Source organism: uncultured Georgenia sp. (assembly GCF_937958535.1).
Taxonomy (GTDB): Bacteria; Actinomycetota; Actinomycetes; order Actinomycetales; family Actinomycetaceae; genus Oceanitalea.
The window spans coordinates 1-13,197 of record NZ_CALGNQ010000176.1 but is presented as its reverse complement, the minus strand read 5'-3'; the positions used below and the strand labels follow the sequence as shown (position 1 = coordinate 13,197).

The window sequence follows — 13,197 nt, the reverse complement described above, 5'->3', positions numbered from 1 at the left end:
CTGCCACCGCCGGCACCGGCCCGGGCCGGCCAGGCCGAGCCCGCCCGCCACGGGCGGCGCTCCGCGGGGGACGTCCCGCACACTGGAGGGCATGACGCCTGTGCGTGCCGCGCGGCAGCGGCTCAGCCTGCAGCTCCTCACCCGGGTCGCGGGGCCTGACGCGCAGGCCGCCCGGCGCCGTATCCACGGCGAGCCCGGGCCGCGGTGGTTCGGCCCGCAGGACCCGATCCAGCGGGTCCACGGCGACGCCTCCATGTACGTCGGCGGTCTGCGGGCCCTGCTCCTCCAGTCCCTCCACCCGCTGGCCATGGCCGCGGTCGCCCAGCACTCCGACTACCGCACCGACCCCTGGGGACGGCTGGCACGCACGAGCACCTTCATCGCCGAGACCACCTACGCCCGCACCGAGGACGCCGAGCGGGCGGTCGCCGTCGTCCGGGCCGTCCACCGCCACGTCCACGGCACCACGACGGACGGCCGCCCCTACCGGGCCGACGACCCGCACCTGCTCACCTGGGTGCACGTGGCCGAGGTCGACAGCTTCCTCACCGCCCACCAGCGCTTCGGCCGCCGCCCGCTGACCCCGGCGGAGCAGGACACCTACGTGGCCCAGACCGCCACGGTCGCGCTGCGGCTCGGCGCGCAGGACGTGCCCCGGACGCACGCCGACCTACGGGCCACACTGGCGCGGTACCGGCCGGAGCTGGGTCCGACGCCCGAGGCGCTCGAGGCGGCCGACTTCCTCCTCCACCGGCCACCGGTGCGCGGACCGGCCCGGGCGGGCTACGCGCTGATCGGGCGGGCCGCGGTCGCCACCCTGCCGCGGTGGGTACGCCGCCCGCTCCGGCTGCCGGACCACCCGCTGCGAGACGCGACGCTCGGCCGGGCCGCCGGGGAGCTCGCCACCCGGTCGCTGCGCTGGGTGCTCGCCGGCCTCGACGGTCCCGGCCCCGGGTCGGTCCCGGCCGGTGGGTCGGTCGCGGCGCGCGAGGACCGGCCCGCCGCCTGACAAGCACCCTTGACACCTCTCGCCATGTCAAGCATGCTTGTCTTTGTCAAGCACACTTGTCATCGAGGGGAGAACGGGTGAGGAACGACGTCCGTGAGCTGCGGCTCGCCGCGGGGCTCTCCCAGGCGGCGCTGGCCGAGGCGCTGCGGGTGTCCCGCCAGACGGTCAACTCCATCGAGACGGGCCGCTACGACCCGTCCCTCCCCCTGGCGATCGCCATCGCCCGCCACTTCAACCGCACTGTCGAGGAGATCTTCCATGTCGACGACTGACCTCACCGCCAAGCAGAAGGCGATCGTCATCGGCGCGTGCCTGCTCGGCACCGCCGTGGTCGTCGGCGCCGGGCTGCTGCTGCGCGCCTACGGCCCGGGCAACATGGGCAACGGCTTCCTCGCCGGCGCGGCGGTCGCGCTCGTCGCCTGCGCCGTCATGACCTGGCGGGTGGTCCGCCGCCCGCACCGGACGACCACCTTCGAGCGTGGCTTCACCCGGGTGGGCGACGAACGCGACGACGCCGTCCTCACCCGCGCACTGGCCGTGCTCGGACTCCTCGCCGTGCCGACCACGGGGTGCGCGGCGATCGCCATCGCCCTCGGCGCCCCCGCGGCCCCGGCGCTGACGGTGCTCATGGTCGCGCAGGTCGCGGTGCTCGCCGTCTCCTTCGCCGTCGTCAACCGGCGGATCTGAGTCCCGCGTACGCGCCTCGGCACGGCCCGGCATCGCTTACCCTGGGCGCGGGAGGCCGACGTGGCACAGCAGCCGACGCTCATCAACTCCGTGGTCCGCGCCCTCAACATCCTCGACGCCGTCGCGGAGGCGGGCTCCCCGCAGCCGGCCAAACGGCTCGCCCGGACCACGGGCGTCCCCCTGCCCACGACCTACCACCTGCTGCGCACCCTGGTGCACGAGGGCTACCTGCTACGCACCCCGGACGGGTACGTCCTCGGCGACCGCGTCGACATGCTCGGCCGGGGCGCGGCGTCCCGGCGTGAGCTGCGGGTGCTGCGCGGGCTCCACGACCAGCTCGGGGCCCCCGCCTACCTCGCCGACCTCGACGGGGAGGAGATCCGGCTCACCGAGATCGTCGACTCCCCCACCGCCCCACGGGTCGACCTGTGGGTGGGGATGCGGGACGCCGCCCACGCCACCGCGCTGGGCAAGGCGATCCTCGGCACGCTCCCCGTCACCGCACGCCGTGACTACCTCGCCGACCACGCGCTCCTCGACCTCACCCCGCACACCATCACCTCCCCGCGTGCACTACTCGCCGAGCTGGAGCGCAGCCGGGAGGTCGCCGTGGACCGGCAGGAGTACGCGGTGGGCACGGTGTGCACCGCCGTGCCGGTACCCGGGCAGACCAAGGCGGTGGCCGTCTCGCTGCCCGCCGACCGCGCCGCCGAGCTCCCGGCGCACGCGGCCGCGCTGCGGCGCGCGGCCACGCTCCTCGCCCTCGCCCACCGCTGAGCGCTATCACCATGTGAAAAGGCGGCATTGTCCGCCTCGGGCGCGGCGGTGACAGTGGAGGTTCGGACTCACTGCCAAAGGAGGCACAGATGTCTACCTCGGTGTCCCAACCACCGCCGGTACCGACACCGGCCGACACCGGCCACGCCGACCTACCGGTCCACGTCCGCCGGGACCTCTACGAGACGATGGTGCTCTCGCGCACCTTCGAAGAGGCGATCCTGCGCGAGTACCACGCCGACAAGGGACCGGGCTTCGACATCGGCAAGGGCCTCATCCCCGGGGAGATGCACCTGTCCGCCGGCCAGGAGCCGGTGGCGGCCGGGGTGTGCGCCCACCTCACCCAGGACGACGCCGTCACCGCCACCCACCGGCCCCACCACTTCGCGGTCGCCCACGGTGTGGACCTGAACCGGATGACCGCCGAGATCTTCGGGCGGGAGACCGGGCTGGGCCGGGGCCGGGGCGGCCACATGCACCTGTTCGACCCGGCGGTGCACTTCTCCTGCTCGGGCATCATCGCCGAGGGCTACCCGCCCGCGCTCGGCGCCGCCTTCGCCTTCAAGCGGCGCGGCACCGACGCCATCGCCGTGGCGGTCACCGGCGAGGGCGCAGCCAACCAGGGCGCCTTCCACGAGTCGCTCAACCTCGCGGCGCTGTGGAACCTGCCCGTCGTCTTCGTCGTCGAGGACAACGAGTGGGGCATCTCGGTGCCGCGCTCGGCCTCCACCGCGGTCCCCTCGAACGCCGACCGCGCCGCCGGCTACGGGATGCCCGGGGTGCGGGTGGAGGGCAACGACGTCGAGGCGGTCTACGCGGCCGCCGAGCGCGCCGTCACCCGGGCCCGCGCCGGCCAGGGCCCCAGCCTCGTCGAGGTCGCCACGCTGCGGCTGTGGGGTCACTTCGAGGGCGACGCCCAGGGCTACCGCCCCGACCTCGACTCCCTGCCCGGGCTCGACCCGCTGCCCCGCTACGAGCAGCGGCTGCGCGAGGCCGGGGTGCTCGACGACACCGCGGTCGAGCAGGTCAAGCGCGCCGCCACCGAGCGGGTCGAGGCCGCCGTCGCCTTCGCCAAGGACAGCCCGGTGCCCGACCCCGCCGACGTCCACCGGTACGTGTTCGCCGAGGAGCAGCCATGACACTCACCGACAGCCCCGCCCAGCCCGCCGTGCGCCGTCTCAACACCTCCAAGGCGATGGTCGAGGCGATCAGCCAGGAGATGGAGCGCGACGAGAGCGTCGTCTACCTCGGGGAGGACGTCGGCGAGTACGGCGGGATCTTCTCCTCGACCACCGGCCTGCTCGAGCGGTTCGGCAAGGACCGCGTCATCGACACCCCGATCTCCGAGACGGCGTTCATCGGCCTGGGCATCGGCGCCGCCACGGAGGGCATGCGGCCCATCGTCGAGCTCATGTTCGTCGACTTCATGGGTGTGTGCCTCGACCAGATCTACAACCACATGGCCAAGATCCGGTACTTCTCCGGAGGCAACGTCTCGGTGCCGATGGTGCTGACCACCGCGGTCGGCGGCGGGTACTCCGACGGCGGGCAGCACTCCCAGTGCCTGTGGGGCACCTTCGCCCACCTGCCGGGGATGAAGGTCGTCGTGCCGTCGAACCCGGCGGACGCCAAGGGGCTCATGACCGCCGCCATCCGCGACGACGACCCGGTGGTCTACATGTTCCACAAGGGCATCATGGGCCTGCCGTGGATGGCGAAGAACAAGCGGTCGATCGACGTCGTGCCCGAGGGCGAGCACGTGGTCCCCATCGGCAAGGCCCGGGTCGCCCGGGAGGGCGGTGACGTCACCGTCGTCACCCTGTCGCTGTCGGTCCACCACGCGCTGGACGTCGCCGAGCAGCTCGCCGGGGAGGGCATCGGCGTGGAGGTGCTCGACCTGCGCTCCCTCGTCCCGCTCGACCGTGCGGCGATCCTGGAGTCGGTGGGCAAGACCGGCCGGCTCGTCGTCGTCGACGAGGACTACCTCTCCTTCGGGCTCTCGGGCGAGGTGGCCGCGACGATCACCGACCACGACCCGCGGCTGCTGCGTGCACCGGTGCAGCGGGTGACGATGCCGGACATCCCCATCCCCTACGCCCACGACCTGGAGTACGCCGTGCTGCCGCGGCACGACCGGATCGAGGCGGCGATCAGGACGGTGCTCGCGTGACCGAGGTGCTCTTCCCACCGGTCGACGACACCGACCCCGACGCCGAGGGCGTGCTGGCCACCTGGTACGTCGCGGACGGTGACCGCGTCGCCCGGGGGCAGCTCATCGCCGAGGTCCAGGTGGCCAAGGTGGATGCGGAGGTCGTGGCGCCCGTCGACGGCACCGTCCGGCTCCTCGTCGGTGAGGACGAGGCCGTGCGGCAGGGCCTGCCGATCGCCCGCATCGAATGACCAGGGTCCGGCTCCCGGCGGGGACAGGGCCCTCCTTGTCGCCGGGAGCCGGACTCCTGCTAGCCGAGCCGCAGGGTGGTGACGCAGGTGGGGTCGTCCGGCCCGGTCGCCAGCGGCACCGACCCGGTGAGGCCGTCGTGGGTCACCTCGAGGACGCCCTCGACATCGCGGGGCAGCCAGTACCCCACGAAGCCGTTGGGCAGCGTCGTCGTGGTCTCCGCCAGGAGGACCTCGCCGTCGTCGGTGGTCAGGGTGACGTCGACCTCCTGCTCCACCAGCTCGCCCTGGCAGGTGGTGAGCGAGTGGTAGTAGCACTCGTGGGTGGCGTCGACGTAGGGGGCCACGGAGACGTAGAACTCGTCGGCGGGCAGGTCGAGGGCCACCTCCTCGGTGCCGTCGGTGAGGACGACCTCCTCGGCCCGCACCGACGCGAGCAGGTCGGCCGGACGTTCCGCGGCCGGGAGCCGGTCGAGGTGGTCGACGACCTCCTTGCCCGTCATCCCGGCCAGACCGTGCTCGGCGAGCAGCGCGGAACCGGCCGCGGGGGCACGGCCACCGGTGCTCTGCGCGCAGCCGGCCAGGGCGAGGAGGGCGGCGGTGGCGGCAGCCGCCGCGGTCCAGGTGCCTGCCATTGCTCCAGTGTGCGGACCGGGCGGGACGCCGTCCCGGGCCCTTGGTCCCGCCGGTGCATCGGCCCCCGGGTGCCGGCGCCGGGGCACCGCGCCGCACGGTCAGGCCCGGGTGCGTGCGGCGAGCGCCGCGGCGAGGCGGGGGCCGTGGTACCCCGCAGCCCGCAGGACGTGGAGCAGCAGCCGCGCCTTGGGGCCGGACAGCTCGCCGGCCATGAGCACGCCGGCCTCGATGAGCCGGGTCTCCGAGCCGACGTAGCCGTAGGTCGACCGTCCGGTCCCGCCCCGCGCCGTGCGGGAGGCGACCACGACGACGACGCCGCGCGCCACCGCGGCGGCGAGCTCGGCGTAGGTGGCGGCCGAGACGTGTCCGAGCCCGGAGCCGGCGACGACGAGGGCCTCGTAGCCGGCGTCGAGGAGGGCCCGCACCATCCGACCGTCGTCGGCGAACGGGGCCTCGACGAGCGCGACGTCCACGGTGCCGGGCGGCGGGTCCGGCAGCGGCTCGGGCCGCGGCGGGGCGGGGGCGTGGAACCGCGGCTCGTGCTCGTGCAGCCGCCCCACCGGTCCGGTGCCGGGTGAGACGAAGGCGTCCAGCGCCGTCGAGCTCTCCTTGGTCACGCGCGCGGCGAGGTGGACGGCATCGTCGAGGACGACGAGCACCCCACGTCCGCGGGCCTCCGGGTCGAGGGCGACCCGGGCGGCGGCGAGCAGGTTGGCCGGGGCGTCGGTGCTCGGGACGTCGGCCTGGCGCATCGCCCCGGTGACGACGAGCGGCTCGGCCCGGTCCCACAGGAGGTCGAGAAGGTAGGCCGTCTCCTCCAGCGTGTCGGTGCCGTGGGTGACCACCACACCCGCCGCGCCGCCGTCGACCTGCGCCCGCGCCCAGGCCAGGGCGGCGAGGACGTCGGCGACCTCGACCGACGGGGAGGGCTTGTTGCACACCGTCGTGGTGCGGAGCGCGGCGAGTGCGCCGAGCTGCGGGACGCGGTCGACGAGGGCAGCGGCGTCGAGACGCGGCTCGGCCCCCGCACCGGGCGCGGGGGCGGTCATCCCGATGGTCCCGCCCATCGCCGCGATGGAGAGGTGGGGCTGCATCCGGCCAGGATGCCACTGCCTCAGCGCAGGAACTCCTCGAGGATCGGGCCGGCGGTCCGCGCGCCGTTGACACCGGTCTCGACGAAGACGGCGACGGCGAGGTCGCCCTGGATGCCGATCATCCACGCGTGCGTCTCGTGGGCCCCGTCCTCGTCGGGAGTGCCGTACTCGGCGGTGCCGGTCTTGGCCAGCACCTCCTGACCGGGGACGTCGGCGAGGAAGGAGCCCGACCCCTCGGTGACGACGGCACGCATGAGGTCGCGCAGCTGCTCGGCCTCCGTCTCGGTGAGCGGGACGGCGGGCTCGGGTGTCGCCGTCGTGTCCGCGACGAGGTGGGGGACGACGGTGCGCCCGGCCTGGACGGAGGCGGCGACGGTCGCCATGGCGAGCGGGCTCGCCAGCACGCGGCCCTGGCCGATGAGCGAGGCGGCGTGCTCGGTCTCCCCCTCCGGCTCCGGGACCTGGCCGAGGTAGGCGGGGTAGCCCAGGTCGTGGTCGGCCGCGAGCCCGAGGGCGGCGGCGGCCTGAGCGAGGTCGCCCTCCCCGAGGAGGTCGCGGTTGTCGATGAGCGCGGTGTTGCACGAGTGGGCGAAGGCGGTGCGGAAGGACACGTCCCCGACCGCCGAGGCCGGGTAGTCGTCGTAGTTCTTGAAGCGGCGGCCGTCGACGGTGATCGTGTCCGGGCACGTGACGACGTCGCCGGGGGTCAGGCCCGCGCGGAGGAGGGCGAGGGCGGTGACCACCTTGAACGTCGACCCGGGGGCGTACTGGCCCGCGGTGGCGGTGTTGAACCCGCCGCTGCCCGGTCCGTTGGCGGCGGCGAGCACCGCGCCGGTCGACGGGCGCAGCGCCACGATCGCACTCGGCGGGGAGTCCTCGTCGGCGTCGGCGTGGAGGATCCGCTCGGCCTTGAGCTGCAGCTGCGGGTCGAGGGTGAGGCGCAGGTCCTGCGGCTCCTCGCCCGGCAGCTCGACGAGGGTCCGTTCCGGGGCGTCCTCGCAGACGGGCCACTCCGGGCAGCCCGCGGCGTCCACCGCGGTGACGAGGACGGTCGCGGTTCCGCGCAGGAGGTCGTCGTAGCGTGCCTGGAGCCCGGAGAGCCCCACCTCGTCGCCCGGCTGCACCCGGCCGTCCGAGGCCTCGACCACCTCCGCCGTCGCGGGTCCCACGCGGCCGAGGAGCTCGCGGGCGAAGTGCCGGGAGGGGGCGAGCGGGATCTCGTCCTCCAGGACGCGGGCCCCGGGGATCTCGGCGAAGTCCGGGGCGACGACCTCCTGCGCGTCCTCCGGGCGGAGCACGATCGCCTCGACGAACGCCCGGGGACCCATCGCCTCGGCCCGCTCCCGGAAGCCCTGCGGGTCGATGCCCACGGCCTCGGCGACCCGCTCGGCCTGCTCCCCGACCTCCTCCTCCGCGATGAGCGTCTTGTCCAGGCCGTAGCGGCCGACGGGCCGGTCGGTGACGATGACCTCGTCCTCGGCGCCGAGCACCTCGGCTCGGTCGTGCGTCCGGCGGGTCACGCGCAGCCGCTCGCCGGCGGTGAGGTCGGGGACGACGGTGGACGGCTGCCACGCCACCTGCCAGCCCGCATCGCCCTCCTCGTCCTCCACGAGGTGGGCCGTCGTGTCGTAGGTCCACTCCCGGTCCTCGATCGTCCACGTCCAGTGGAGGGCCGCGGTGGCCTCGCCGTCCGCGCGGGTGACCTCGCCGGCGGTGACGACGACGTCGTAGTCCGCCAGCGGCTCGACGAGGTCGGCGAACTGGGCTGCCGCCTCGGGTGCCACGAGCGGCACGCCGTCGAGGGAGTGCTCGCTGAGGGCCGCGGCGAGGGCCTCGACGGCCGGCTCGGGCCCGTCGTCGGGATCCGCCGAGCAGGCCGCCAGGACGAGCACGGCACACAGGACGGCGGGGACCCAGCGGCGCGTCATAGGCAGAGTATTTCCACACGTGCACGGCCCTCGTCAACAACTGTCACGGCGGGTCGGCGGGGCCGGCGTGCGTCAGCCTGCCGGGTCGGAGCGGCCCGGTGCCGGTGCCGCCGCCGGCCGGCTCCGGGACGGCCCGAGGTGCCGGTGCCCGGGGTGCGCGCTACACAGGGGCCATGCCCTCCTACGGCTTCCACGCCTCCCACGAGCAGATCGCCCCCTCCCGGCTGCTGCGCGACGTCCAGCAGGCCGAACGCGCCGGCTTCGACATGGCGATGTGCTCCGACCACTTCGCGCCGTGGTCGGTGCGGCAGGGTCACTCCGGCTTCGCGTGGTCCTGGCTGGGAGCGGCACTGGCGACGACGCAGCTGCGGCTGGGCACCGTCAACGCACCGGGCCAGCGCTACCACCCGGCGGTCATCGCCCAGGCGTCCGCGACGCTGGCCGAGATGTTCCCGGGCCGGTTCTGGGTGGCGCTGGGCACCGGCCAGAACATGAACGAGCACATCACCGGGGACAAGTGGATCGGCAAGGACCTGCGCCAGGAGCGCCTGGAGGAGTGCGTCGAGGTGATCCGCCGGCTGCACGCCGGTGAGGACCTCACGTACCGCGGCCGGCACGTCACCGTCGAGCGGGCCCGGGTCTACTCCCTGCCCGCGACCCCGCCGAAGCTCATCGGCCCGGCGCTCTCCCCGGCGACCGCGGCCCGCGCGGCCACCTGGGCCGATGGGCTCATCACCATCAACACCGACCTCGGCGCCATGCGCGAGATCGTCGAGGCCTACCGGGAGAACGGCGGGAGCGGCCCGTTGGCCCTGCAGGTGCACCTGTCGATCGCCCCCACCCAGCAGGAGGCGCGCGACATCGCCCGCGACCAGTGGCAGAACCACCCGTTCGCCGAGCCGATCCCGCACGACACCGCCACCCCGGAGGACTTCGACATCATCGGCCGGTTCGTGCCCGACGAGGTCATCGCCGGCGGCGTGGTCGTCACCGCATCCGTCGCCGAGCTCGTCGAGCGGCTGCGCGAGCTGGAGAGCCTGGGGTTCGACGAGGTCTACCTCCACCACGTCGGCCAGGACCAGGGATACTTCCTCGAGCTCGCCAGGCACGACCTGCTACCGGCCCTGCGGAGCTGACGAGCCGCTCGCCCGCGCCCGCCGGCGGCCGGCCGCCCTGCCGTCGATCGGTCGGGGAACGTCCTGTCCCGGACCGTGAACGGACGTTCTCCGACCGATCGATCCCGGTGGGTCGGGCTTCTCAGCCCGCGGCGCGCTGGACCACCTCGGTGATCTCCTCCTCGGACTGCGGCGTGAGCTCCGCGACGGCGTACGAGGTGGGCCACAGCCCGCCCGCGTCGTCGAGCGCCGCCCGGTCGGTGAAGCCCAGCACCGTGTACCGGGTCTTGCCCACGTGTCCGCTGCGGAAGAAGCACACGACGTCCCCTCTCCTGGCATAGGCCGGCTGGCCGTACCACAGCCTCGGCTCGAGCTCCGGTGCCGCCGCCGTCACCACGGCGTGGAGCCGGGCGGCGAGCGCCCGGTGCGGCTCGGGCAGCTTGGCGATCTTCTTCTGGACGGCGCGCTCGCCCGCGGCCGCCTTGGGCCCTCGGCCGGCGAGCGCCTCCTGCCGCAGCTCGGCGGCGCGGTCCTTCATCGCGGCGCGCTCCTGCTCGGAGAACCCGCCGGCAGCGGTGTGCTGGGCCATGATGGCTCCTCTCGTCGTCGGTATCCCGACGCTAGGAGCGCGGCCCGATCCGCCGCTTCTCGATTCCTGACCGATGCTCCTCGCTCAGCTCATGCGGACTCGTGTCCACCGGCCTGCGTCGTCGGCGTCCGAGCCACCCGCCCGCGTACAGCGCCCACAGCACGAGCACCGGCTGGAAGAACAACCGCACCAACCGCTTGGTGTCGGTGTCGAGGTTGAAGGCGTCGGTGCCCTCGACGTACTGGGCGATGTTGCCGGGGAAGACGACGACGAAGAAGATGGCGAGCAGGGCACCGAACAGCCGCCGGTGCCGCGGCAGGCCCGCGAACGAGGCGCCGAGCACGATCTCCACCACCCCGGACACCACGACGACGAGGTCGGCGTCCACGGGGAACCACTCCGGTACCTGCGCCTGGAACTCCTGCCGCCGGCCCGTCAGATGGGAGATCCCCGCCCCGACCATGGTCAGTCCGAGGGCGATCCGGGCAGCGGTGGCCAACGCAGGCATGCGGGCGAGTCTAGGTGGGCCCCGTGGGCCTCGCCCGCCGACATCCCGGGCCGCGGCCGACGTCCCCACCCCTTGATAGGTGACCTTTGGGTCACCTATTGTCGGGGTGTGGACGACGACCTCGTGTTCAAGGCGCTGGCGGACCCGACCCGCCGGCTGCTCATGGACGCCCTCCACGAGCGGGACGGGCGCACGCTCGGGGAGCTGGAGGACGTCGTCGCCGCCCGCGTCGAGATGACGCGGTTCGGAGTGTCCAAGCACCTGCGGCTGCTCGAGGCCGCCGGGCTGGTGACCACGCGCAGGGTGGGGCGGGTCAAGGAGCACTACCTCAACCCCGTCCCGATCCAGCAGATCCACCGCCGGTGGATCGGCAAGTACACCGACAGGGCGCGCACCGCCGACGCCCTGCTCGACCTCAAGGAACGACTCGAGGACACCACCGAGAAAGGCTCGACATGACCAGCAGCACGGCGACGACAGTCGTCCACACCATCTACATCGCGGCCCCGGCCCAGCGGGTCTGGGACGCCATCACCCAGTCGGAACTCACCACCCAGTGGGGCTACGGCGGCGCCGTGGAGTTCGACCTCCGCCCGGGCGGCGCCTTCCGCAACCTCTCCACCCCGCAGATGCGCGAGATGGGCATGGGCGAGACGGCGGTCGAGGGCGAGGTGCTCGAGGTCGACCCGCCGCGGCTGCTCGTACTCGCCTGGCGCCCGATGTGGCAGCCCGACCCGCCGACCACCCGGGTGACCTGGGAGCTGACCGAGTACCCCAACGGGCAGACCAAGGTGGTGCTGCGCCACGACGTCAGTGCCGCACCCGAGCAGTTCGCCGAGTTCGACGGCGGGGGCGACCCCGAGGGAGGTGGCGGTGGCTGGCCCTGGTCGCTGTCCGGTCTCAAGACCCTGCTCGAGACCGGACGGCCGATGGACCGGCCGTGACCACGACCCACCCGCGCCGTCGGCGTCGAGCGGCTCGTCCCCGCACCGGCGGAGCGGCACCACGACGCGTCGGGGCGGGCGGTGCACTCAGCCACCCGGTGCGGCCGGCGGAGCTGCTCGACCGCTACGTGCGCGACCTCACCGGAGACGGCGGGCGGCCTCAGGGCTGAGGAGACCCAGGGCTGGCTCGGACGGCCTGGAGGCGTCGTTTCTGCGCGACGGACCACGTCCACCCGGCCCGGCGCAGCGCCGTCTCCACACCGGCCCGCACCCACGGGTCACGGCCCGGCGGCTCGTAGACCAGGTGCAGCACTCCCCCGGGCCGTAGCACCCGGCGCAGCACGGTCAGCTCCCGCTGCGCCGGGGACGTCCAGAAGACGTTGACGTTCACGCCCAGGACGACGTCGACGCTCGGCAGGTCGAGGTCGGCGATCGCGAGCCGGTGCAGCGACACCCGGTCGCCGTCGAGGAGGTCCCCCAGGCGCGCACGCGCCCGCTCGACCGCGACCGCCGACCGGTCGATCCCCACGATCCGGGCCGCGGGCAGCGCCTCGGCGAGCAGCCGCAGGGCGACCCCCGGGCCGCACCCGATCTCCAGCACCGCCTGCGGGCGCTCCGCGACCACGCGCTGCACCGCCCACCGCTGCCGGTCGACCACCGGGTCACCGCCGCAGCAGCCAGAGGACGGCGCTGACGACGGCGGAGACGAGGAGCATCGACACCCACGGGATGTACACCCGCGTGTGCTCGGTCTCGATCCGGATGTCGCCGGGCAGCCGACCGAACCAGGAGAGCCCGCCACTCCACGCGAGGAGACCCACGGCGGCGATGGCCAACCCCACGACGACGAGGATCGGCCCCAGGTCGCGTCCCACGTGATCACCTCCGTCACATCTGCCCTGCTCCCATCCTCCCGGATGCCGCCGACCGCTCCCGCCGGTAGACAGGACCGGGAGCAGCCCCCACCCTCCAGAAAGACCGCCCGATGAGCCGCATCACCCAGACCTCCGACCAGTGGTGGAAGACCGCCGTCATCTACTGTCTCGACATCGAGACGTTCTTCGACTCCGACGGCGACGGCACCGGGGACGTCGCCGGCCTCGTCGAACGCATCGACTACCTCGCCGAGCTCGGGGTCACCTGCCTGTGGCTCATGCCCTTCTACCCCACCCCCGACCGGGACGACGGGTACGACGTCACCGACTTCTACGGCGTCGACGCGCGGCTGGGCAGCCACGGCGACGTCGTCGAGCTCATCCGCACCGCCAAGGACCGCGGCATCCGCGTGGTCGTCGACCTCCTCATCAACCACACCTCCGACCAGCACCCGTGGTTCAGGGCCGCCCGCCGCTCCCGGGACAACCGGTTCCGCGACTACTACGTGTGGCGCTCCGACGAGCCGCCGGACACCTCCCACCTCACGGTGTTCCCCGACCGGGAGGGCGGCATCTGGACCTACGACGAGCGCACCGAGGAGTGGTACCTCCACCACTTCTACTCCCACCAGCCCGAC

General features: G+C 73.8%; 18 protein-coding genes. 11 read left to right on the top strand and 7 right to left on the bottom strand.

The window, feature by feature from the left end; translation table 11 throughout:
* The first annotated feature begins 91 nt into the window (after positions 1-91).
* From Q0195_RS09350 to Q0195_RS09320, 7 genes are all read left to right on the top strand, one after another.
* Positions 92-1,009 carry an oxygenase MpaB family protein gene (locus tag Q0195_RS09350; RefSeq protein WP_299277487.1) on the top strand — a complete coding sequence of 306 codons (918 nt, stop codon included), beginning with the start codon at positions 92-94 and terminating at the stop codon, positions 1,007-1,009.
* Positions 1,010-1,086: 77 nt separating this feature from the next.
* On the top strand, positions 1,087-1,281 hold the full coding sequence (locus Q0195_RS09345; protein ID WP_299277485.1) for a helix-turn-helix transcriptional regulator: 195 nt from the start codon (positions 1,087-1,089) through the stop codon (positions 1,279-1,281).
* On the top strand, positions 1,268-1,696 hold the full coding sequence (locus Q0195_RS09340) for a hypothetical protein (RefSeq protein WP_299277484.1): 429 nt from the start codon (positions 1,268-1,270) through the stop codon (positions 1,694-1,696). Before Q0195_RS09345 ends, Q0195_RS09340 begins: the two co-directional genes overlap by 14 nt.
* Positions 1,697-1,756: 60 nt before the next feature.
* Positions 1,757-2,473, top strand: a complete 717-nt coding sequence (locus tag Q0195_RS09335; RefSeq protein ID WP_299277482.1) for an IclR family transcriptional regulator — start codon at positions 1,757-1,759, stop codon at positions 2,471-2,473.
* 89 nt (positions 2,474-2,562) lie between these two features.
* Positions 2,563-3,612, top strand: coding sequence for a thiamine pyrophosphate-dependent dehydrogenase E1 component subunit alpha (locus Q0195_RS09330; protein ID WP_299277480.1), 1,050 nt, complete (start codon positions 2,563-2,565; stop codon positions 3,610-3,612).
* Positions 3,609-4,643 (top strand): alpha-ketoacid dehydrogenase subunit beta, encoded by a 1,035-nt coding sequence (locus tag Q0195_RS09325; RefSeq protein ID WP_299277478.1) that lies wholly within the window; start codon positions 3,609-3,611, stop codon positions 4,641-4,643. The genes Q0195_RS09330 and Q0195_RS09325 overlap by 4 nt, the downstream gene beginning before the upstream one ends.
* Positions 4,640-4,873, top strand: coding sequence for a lipoyl domain-containing protein (locus Q0195_RS09320; protein WP_299277477.1), 234 nt, complete (start codon positions 4,640-4,642; stop codon positions 4,871-4,873). Before Q0195_RS09325 ends, Q0195_RS09320 begins: the two co-directional genes overlap by 4 nt.
* A gap of 59 nt (positions 4,874-4,932) precedes the next feature.
* Here Q0195_RS09320 and Q0195_RS09315 read toward each other — a convergent pair whose 3' ends face one another.
* The 3 genes from Q0195_RS09315 to Q0195_RS09305 all read right to left on the bottom strand — a co-directional run bounded on the left by Q0195_RS09315 (position 4,933) and on the right by Q0195_RS09305 (position 8,528).
* The gene (locus Q0195_RS09315) at positions 4,933-5,505 is read right to left on the bottom strand and encodes a CueP family metal-binding protein (protein ID WP_299277475.1); all 573 of its coding nucleotides are present in this window, start codon (positions 5,503-5,505) and stop codon (positions 4,933-4,935) included.
* Between the two features lie 99 nt (positions 5,506-5,604).
* The gene (locus tag Q0195_RS09310; protein ID WP_299277473.1) at positions 5,605-6,600 is read right to left on the bottom strand and encodes an asparaginase; all 996 of its coding nucleotides are present in this window, start codon (positions 6,598-6,600) and stop codon (positions 5,605-5,607) included.
* A 20-nt stretch (positions 6,601-6,620) separates the two neighbouring features.
* A complete protein-coding gene (locus Q0195_RS09305) occupies positions 6,621-8,528 on the bottom strand; it encodes a penicillin-binding transpeptidase domain-containing protein (protein WP_299277471.1) in 1,908 nt (635 codons plus the stop codon).
* A gap of 173 nt (positions 8,529-8,701) precedes the next feature.
* On the opposite strand from Q0195_RS09305, the gene Q0195_RS09300 reads away from it, so the two are divergent.
* The gene (locus Q0195_RS09300; protein WP_299277469.1) at positions 8,702-9,664 is read left to right on the top strand and encodes a TIGR03885 family FMN-dependent LLM class oxidoreductase; all 963 of its coding nucleotides are present in this window, start codon (positions 8,702-8,704) and stop codon (positions 9,662-9,664) included.
* Positions 9,665-9,785: 121 nt separating this feature from the next.
* Here Q0195_RS09300 and Q0195_RS09295 read toward each other — a convergent pair whose 3' ends face one another.
* Both Q0195_RS09295 and Q0195_RS09290 read right to left on the bottom strand, forming a co-directional pair.
* Positions 9,786-10,232 carry an iron chaperone gene (locus Q0195_RS09295; RefSeq protein ID WP_299277467.1) on the bottom strand — a complete coding sequence of 149 codons (447 nt, stop codon included), beginning with the start codon at positions 10,230-10,232 and terminating at the stop codon, positions 9,786-9,788.
* Positions 10,233-10,263: 31 nt separating this feature from the next.
* The gene (locus tag Q0195_RS09290; protein ID WP_299277457.1) at positions 10,264-10,740 is read right to left on the bottom strand and encodes a DoxX family membrane protein; all 477 of its coding nucleotides are present in this window, start codon (positions 10,738-10,740) and stop codon (positions 10,264-10,266) included.
* Between the two features lie 108 nt (positions 10,741-10,848).
* Between Q0195_RS09290 and Q0195_RS09285 the strand changes: the two genes are divergently transcribed.
* The gene (locus Q0195_RS09285; RefSeq protein ID WP_299277454.1) at positions 10,849-11,199 is read left to right on the top strand and encodes a metalloregulator ArsR/SmtB family transcription factor; all 351 of its coding nucleotides are present in this window, start codon (positions 10,849-10,851) and stop codon (positions 11,197-11,199) included.
* Positions 11,196-11,684, top strand: coding sequence for an SRPBCC domain-containing protein (locus Q0195_RS09280; protein WP_299277451.1), 489 nt, complete (start codon positions 11,196-11,198; stop codon positions 11,682-11,684). The genes Q0195_RS09285 and Q0195_RS09280 overlap by 4 nt, the downstream gene beginning before the upstream one ends.
* 160 nt (positions 11,685-11,844) lie before the next feature.
* On the opposite strand, the gene Q0195_RS09275 is transcribed toward Q0195_RS09280, so the two are convergent.
* Together Q0195_RS09275 and Q0195_RS09270 are read right to left on the bottom strand one after the other, a co-directional pair.
* On the bottom strand, positions 11,845-12,342 hold the full coding sequence (locus Q0195_RS09275) for a class I SAM-dependent methyltransferase (RefSeq protein WP_299277448.1): 498 nt from the start codon (positions 12,340-12,342) through the stop codon (positions 11,845-11,847).
* A gap of 4 nt (positions 12,343-12,346) precedes the next feature.
* Positions 12,347-12,559 (bottom strand): DUF2905 domain-containing protein, encoded by a 213-nt coding sequence (locus Q0195_RS09270; protein ID WP_299277445.1) that lies wholly within the window; start codon positions 12,557-12,559, stop codon positions 12,347-12,349.
* A 110-nt stretch (positions 12,560-12,669) separates the two neighbouring features.
* Between Q0195_RS09270 and Q0195_RS09265 the strand changes: the two genes are divergently transcribed.
* A partial coding sequence (locus Q0195_RS09265) for an alpha-amylase family glycosyl hydrolase (protein ID WP_299277442.1) occupies positions 12,670-13,197 on the top strand: 528 nt, incomplete at its 3' end.

Bases quoted from the DNA above. Each gene is read 5' to 3' on its own strand.
- Q0195_RS09350 (WP_299277487.1), top strand. From the start codon at position 92: ATGACGCCTGTGCGTGCCGCGCGGCAGCGGCTCAGCCTGCAGCTCCTC.
- Q0195_RS09340 (WP_299277484.1), top strand. From the start codon at position 1,268: ATGTCGACGACTGACCTCACCGCCAAGCAGAAGGCGATCGTCATCGGC.
- Q0195_RS09330 (WP_299277480.1), top strand. From the start codon at position 2,563: ATGTCTACCTCGGTGTCCCAACCACCGCCGGTACCGACACCGGCCGAC.
- Q0195_RS09325 (WP_299277478.1), top strand. From the start codon at position 3,609: ATGACACTCACCGACAGCCCCGCCCAGCCCGCCGTGCGCCGTCTCAAC.
- Q0195_RS09315 (WP_299277475.1), bottom strand. From the start codon at position 5,505: ATGGCAGGCACCTGGACCGCGGCGGCTGCCGCCACCGCCGCCCTCCTC.
- Q0195_RS09310 (WP_299277473.1), bottom strand. From the start codon at position 6,600: ATGCAGCCCCACCTCTCCATCGCGGCGATGGGCGGGACCATCGGGATG.
- Q0195_RS09305 (WP_299277471.1), bottom strand. From the start codon at position 8,528: ATGACGCGCCGCTGGGTCCCCGCCGTCCTGTGTGCCGTGCTCGTCCTG.
- Q0195_RS09300 (WP_299277469.1), top strand. From the start codon at position 8,702: ATGCCCTCCTACGGCTTCCACGCCTCCCACGAGCAGATCGCCCCCTCC.
- Q0195_RS09295 (WP_299277467.1), bottom strand. From the start codon at position 10,232: ATGGCCCAGCACACCGCTGCCGGCGGGTTCTCCGAGCAGGAGCGCGCC.
- Q0195_RS09290 (WP_299277457.1), bottom strand. From the start codon at position 10,740: ATGCCTGCGTTGGCCACCGCTGCCCGGATCGCCCTCGGACTGACCATG.
- Q0195_RS09280 (WP_299277451.1), top strand. From the start codon at position 11,196: ATGACCAGCAGCACGGCGACGACAGTCGTCCACACCATCTACATCGCG.